Raw genomic sequence first — 5,956 nt, 5'->3', positions numbered from 1 at the left:
TTCTAGGGCATCTGCAGGACCGAACTTTAGCAGTCGTTCCATATATTTGCCCAGAACATCGCATTCCATGTTAATAGTATCCCCTGCTTTTTTATCATGCAGAACGGTTTGAGCCAGTGTATGCGGGATAATCGAAACCGCCAGGTCACGCTCTGTGACATCGACCACTGTTAGGGAGATCCCGTCAATGGTGATCGAGCCGCCAGCTATGATATATCGGAAAATGTGTTTGTCCTCTGGTTCGAACCGATAGACAACCGCATTTTCTTCTGGAATACGCGAAATAATCGTTGCTGTTGAATCCACATGTCCTTGTACAATGTGACCGCCGAAGCGGCCGTTCGCCGCCATCGCTCGCTCCAGATTCACGCGCGTGCCTGCTTGCAGCTTGCGCAAATTCGTCTTCCGGTAAGTTTCCGGCATCACGTCTACGGAGAAAGATTCCTTATCAAACGAAATGACTGTCAGACAAACACCATTCACTGAAATGCTGTCCCCCAGATGAACATCCTCCAGGATCTTTCTCGCGCCAATCGTTAATACCATAGCTTGACCTACGCTATGAATGCGGCGCATGTGGCCGATTTCTTCAATAATGCCGGTAAACATGACAGCCCTCCATTCGTTAGCTCTGATAAACCGGGTACCCGGTTAGGCACACATCCGGTCCGAACTGCTCGACCTTCAGCCGGTCGAGCGTAATTGCATCATCCATCTTCGCGAACCCCTCGAAGGTGATGTTCATAGGTGCTGCCTGCCCGCCGCCGATAATTTTCGGCGCAAACATCAGCACCAGCTTATCGAGCAGGCGCCGCTCCAGCATGGCGCCGCTCAGCTTGCCTCCACCCTCCAGGAGGATGGAGCCGATCTCTCGCTCGCCGAGCTGCCGCATGGCGAGCGTCAGGTCCACCTGCGGACCGTCTCCGCAGGTGAGGACCATGATGCCGCGCGCTTCCAGCGCGGCACGCCGCTCTGCGGGCGCCTGTGCGGTGGCGAGCAGGATCGTCGGCTGACGATCCTGCTCGGTGAGCACCTGGGCGCCCAGCGGGACTCGCAAGCGCGAGTCCGCGATGATCCGCACCGGCTGCACAGCCGGTACGTCGCCGCGCGCGCTTAAGCGCGGGTCGTCGGCGATGACAGTATCGACGCCGACCATGATACCCTGATGCCGATGGCGCAGGGTATGCACGAATGCGCGCGAGGCAGGCGATGTGATCCACTTGCTGTCGCCTGTTTTGGAAGCAATGCGGCCGTCGAGCGTGCTGGCCGTTTTCAGTGTCACGAAGGGCATCCGCGTGACGATGTATTTATTGAAAGCCTCATTCATTGCTGAGGCTTCCTCTCCCAGCAGCCCAACAGACACGTCTATGCCTTGGGCACGCAGTTTCGCAATCCCCGTACCTGCAACTTGCGGGTTCGGGTCAGTGCCCGCCACGACCACACGGGTAACACCAGCTTCAATCAGACGGTCGCTGCAAGGCGGCGTCTTACCGAAGTGACTGCACGGCTCCAGTGTGACATACGCCGTACTGCCCTTCGCTTCCTCGCCTGCCATCTGCAAAGCAAGAACCTCAGCATGGCCATGTCCGCGCTTCAGATGCGCCCCCATCCCCACGATACGTCCCTCTTTCACCAGAACGCATCCGACAACGGGATTGATCCCTGTTTGGCCAAGAGCACTCTCAGCCATTTGCAGAGCCAGCCTCATATAAGCTTCATCATTCAAGACATGCATGTGTGTCCACTGCCTTTCCAAGCTATTTTGAAATAGAATGCAAAAAGACCCCTCCGCATATCGGATAGGGGCCAGAGATTGTTTAGGTAACACGAAGAAGCTTCATCCATCCACACTTGCTGCATTTTTGATCAAATCAAACAAGCACGACGTATCCATGCGAAAGCATAGACCTGCCGAATTTTTGTTCTCGTGAAAAAATGTACAAGCATGCATAGCGAATCTAATGTTCGCGTATTCCTTCTCCCATCCAGACTATACTGTCGGTCCCGGATTCTCACCGGGTCAGCCGTAGCGAAGCTGTATATCAGGTACCGCTAGCTTCAAAACGGGTCACGGACTAATCGATAGCTGGCAAAGCTGCCTGCAATCGAATCACCGCCGGTGTGGAATTTCACCACGCCCCGAAGGTTTGCACACATATGAAAAGTAACTTATGAAAAATTTATCACTCACTCATCGAAAAAGCAAGGTCTTTTTACCTCACCCTACAAAAAACGACTCTTTTTGCACCGCTTCAAGCTGGTTGTGACTTAAATTTATTGCCGCGCTATTTTTGGAAAAACGCTATGTTCCCTGCTGAACTGAACTGGTCAGCTCTGTCCGTAAGCTGACGTCCAGAAGTTCTCGTTCCTCTGCAGCTCCCCCAGCTCCTCAGCTTCCAACGATGTTTTACATCGTAGCAGTTGCTCATGCGCGATCAACGCGTTTCACAACGATGAAATTCATCGTTGTAGCTACTATATAACCTTAGTTCTGCACCACCTGCGGCTTCGAACGATTTTTTACATCGTTACGGCTGCTCATGCGCGATCAACTCGTACTACAACGATGAAATTCATCGTTGTAGCACTGCTACTTGCCGATGCCAGACTAGCGTATGCAAACTCTGCCCTCATTTAGCGGACCTCRCTGMCGTTATTCCCGTTAAATCCCTCATTTMTCAGCTCTGACGKACTCCAGAGGCGTTATTCGRTYAATTCAYGAYCATTTTTCACGCTATTATCGTGAAYAGCGGCTCTGSTGTCCGTTAGAATTTCACAGAGCCCTATTTCCTCGCGATAAGGTCAGCTCTGTCCGTWAGCTGCCTACAGTTCCACAACGCTACTGAAAATTTCCTTCCCATAGAAATAACCGACGAAAAAAGAACCTGCTGACGATTATCAGCAGGTTCTTCGCAATTTTTACCCTATTTGAATTAAACTTCTACAACTTCCACTTTTTCCATCAAGTCTTTGCCTTTGAAAGCATCGACAAGTTCCATACCTTTGGAAACTTTACCGAAAACAGTATGTTGTCCATCAAGGTGAGGTTGTGGTTGGTAAGCAATGTAGAATTGGCTACCACCAGTGTTTCTGCCAGCATGAGCCATAGCCAGAGAGCCGCGCTCATGTTTGTTAGGATTGATTTCACAGTTAATTTGGTAGCCTGGGCCACCAGTTCCTGTGCCGGATGGACAACCGCCTTGAGCGACGAATCCTGGAATTACGCGATGAAAAACAAGTCCGTTGTAGAAACCGGAGTTTGCTAATTTTTCAAAGTTGGCAACGGTATTAGGCGCGTCATTTTCGAATAGATCGATTAGAACTTCGCCACCGCCTGCTAGTTTAATTTTTGCTTGTTTGGCCATTGTGGTCCACTCCTTTAGACAATAATATCTTATTCTACTATGAAAAGATGCATTTCACAAACATAGCTAATTCTCGTGTGTAATTCTGCCTCAAGTATGGCCGGTTTAGCCCTTCTAACAAGCCCAGAATCGAAGTTGGATGTGAGTCCGTCTATAGCTTTACACAAGAAAACGAGCTGTTTCCACTTTGGAGTTCCCTGAGAGTCAAAAAAACCACCCCCCTGGTCCCGAATAACCTGAGGAACCTGAGGGATAGCCCTTAATCAGTCTGGAAATCCAGGCTGATTTCTATTTTAAACCGTTTCACTCACTTGTTTCATTCTTGCAGGAATCAGATCGTTCCCGACAATGTTGTCGAACGTTTCACGTTTCACGACGAGATCACTTTGACCCTCGCTCACGAAAACAACGCCTGGTCGGCGGATACGATTGTAATTGCTTGCCATTGCATAGTTATATGCACCTGTGCAAGAAACTGCAAGCACATCTCCTGAGTTCACTTTCGGGAGGTTCAAATCCCAAATAAGCATATCGCCGCTCTCACAGCATTTGCCTGCAATGGATACGACCTCGGTTGGTTCCTCGGTAGCACGGTTCGCCAGCATCGCCTCATACACGGCCTCATACAAGGCAGGACGCGGATTATCTGTCATACCGCCATCAACGGATACGTATTTACGAACACCAGGAATATCTTTCGTTGTTCCAACGGTGTATAGAGTTGTTCCTGCATCTCCCACGATGCTGCGGCCTGGCTCTACCCAGATTTCCGGAAGCGGATATTCGTTGCGTCCGAAATTATCTTTAATCGCATCCGTAATAGCTTTCACATAAACGGAAACCGGAAGTGGAGTATCTTCATTCACATAACGAATGCCAAAACCTCCGCCAAGGTTAATGACTTTGAACGTAACGCTAATTTCTTGGCGAACTTGAACGGCAAAGCTGGCCATTTTCTCAGCAGCCATGCGGAAGCCTTCAACTTCAAAAATTTGCGAGCCAATATGAGAATGAATTCCCAGCAGCTCCAAGTGGCTAAGCTTGGAAGCCTCTTCTACCGCGCGGAATGCGGAACCATTGCCTAAGTCGAAACCGAACTTGGAATCCGTTTGGCCTGTGGAAATATATTCATGCGTATGTGCCTCAACGCCTGGCGTAATACGCAGTAAAATCTTCACTTTCTGACGTTTCTCACCAGCAATGGCATTCAGCATTTGGAGCTCGATAAAGTTATCTACAACGAAACAGCCGATTTTCGCATCAATCGCCATCTCGATTTCATCAATTGTTTTGTTATTGCCGTGAAAATGAATCCGCTCAGCTGGGAACCCAGCTTGAAGAGCTGTATACAGCTCGCCGTCGGACACAACGTCAAGGGACATTCCTTCCTCTTCAACAATACGACACATCGCCATTACACAAAAAGCCTTACTTGCGTAAGCCACTTGGAATTTGAGACCAGACGCTTTGAAAGCATCTACAAACTCACGGCAACGTTCACGCACAAGCGTTTCGTCAAACACATATAAAGGTGTTCCATATTCAGCAACCAGCTTCGTTGCATCGACACCACCGATTTCAAGGTGACCTTGACCGTTAATTTTACTTGTACCATGCAAATACATAGCTTCATTTCCCCCTCACCCTGAACCTGCTGCTACTCATATTCCGCTCAAACGGCCGAATGCGCATTACTATTTAAAGTAACATAGGAAAAGCGCATTTGACAATATCCTTCCTGCCCCAAATCGTAAAAAGGACAAGATGAATTCCCTTGTCCTTTTAGTTTATTACGGTTTGGGTTGGCGTGTGCCGTCGATCGGTTTTGTGAGGCTTAAGCGCGTTTTGGCAGCAAGCACAGGACGGCGAAGAAGAATCGCGAAGAAGCTCTTCGCATTGAAAGGAATGAGCGGCCACATGTAAGGGGCATTGAAGGACTTTCTTGTAGCCAGCCAGAGCAGCCACAAAGTCGATCCGACAACAAAACCCGGGACATGGAAGATTGCCACGGCAATGAGCAGTCCTAGCCGGACGACTCGGTTTGCAAGCCCCAGCTCATAGCTTGGTGTGGCGAACATCCCAATGGATGCAAGAGCCAGATACAGAATCACTTCATTGATGAATAACCCCGTCTTAACGGCAATATCCCCCACCAGAATGGCAGCAACCAAGCCCATGGCAGTGGCGAGCGGAGATGGAGTATGCACCGCGGCCATCCGCATCAGATCGATCCCTATGTCGGCAATTAGGAATTGAACAACCAGCGGCAGTGTCCCTTCTTTCTGTGGTCCAAGAAACTCTAAACCGGCAGGTTTTAAAGAAGGATCCATCACCATCATGAACCAAAGTGGAAGCAGGAAGATGGAGGACATAATGCCGGCAAACCTCACCCACCTTAGATAAGTGCCGATAAACGGTGTTTGTCTATATTCTTCTGCATGCTGGACATGATGAAAGAAGGTCGTTGGCAATATCATGACGCTTGGCGATGTATCTACAAACAAACAGACGTGACCTTCCAGCAAATGGGCGGATACAACGTCGGGACGCTCCGAATAACGCACCATCGGATACGGGTTCCAGCCTTTACT

General features: G+C 49.6%; 5 protein-coding genes and 1 riboswitch. All 5 genes read right to left on the bottom strand.

The features are described 5' to 3' along the window. Positions 1-609: riboflavin synthase (gene ribE / locus AC1DUA_RS28725; protein WP_477503007.1), on the bottom strand; the 609-nt coding region annotated here is incomplete at its 3' end. A gap of 16 nt (positions 610-625) precedes the next feature. Next, on the bottom strand, positions 626-1,735 hold the full coding sequence (gene ribD / locus AC1DUA_RS28720; protein ID WP_477503006.1) for a bifunctional diaminohydroxyphosphoribosylaminopyrimidine deaminase/5-amino-6-(5-phosphoribosylamino)uracil reductase RibD: 1,110 nt from the start codon (positions 1,733-1,735) through the stop codon (positions 626-628). A gap of 234 nt (positions 1,736-1,969) precedes the next feature. Further along, a riboswitch (FMN riboswitch) is annotated at positions 1,970-2,151 on the bottom strand. Between the two features lie 782 nt (positions 2,152-2,933). Beyond that, positions 2,934-3,365, bottom strand: coding sequence for a peptidylprolyl isomerase (locus AC1DUA_RS28715; RefSeq protein WP_161408448.1), 432 nt, complete (start codon positions 3,363-3,365; stop codon positions 2,934-2,936). Positions 3,366-3,658: 293 nt separating this feature from the next. After that, positions 3,659-4,990, bottom strand: coding sequence for a diaminopimelate decarboxylase (lysA, locus tag AC1DUA_RS28710; RefSeq protein ID WP_477503005.1), 1,332 nt, complete (start codon positions 4,988-4,990; stop codon positions 3,659-3,661). Positions 4,991-5,155: 165 nt separating this feature from the next. Next, positions 5,156-5,956: spore germination protein (locus AC1DUA_RS28705; RefSeq protein WP_477503004.1), on the bottom strand; the 801-nt coding region annotated here is incomplete at its 5' end.

This window comes from Paenibacillus sp. 01T422, from assembly GCF_056398785.1.
This window is presented reverse-complemented; position numbering and strand designations above follow the sequence as displayed.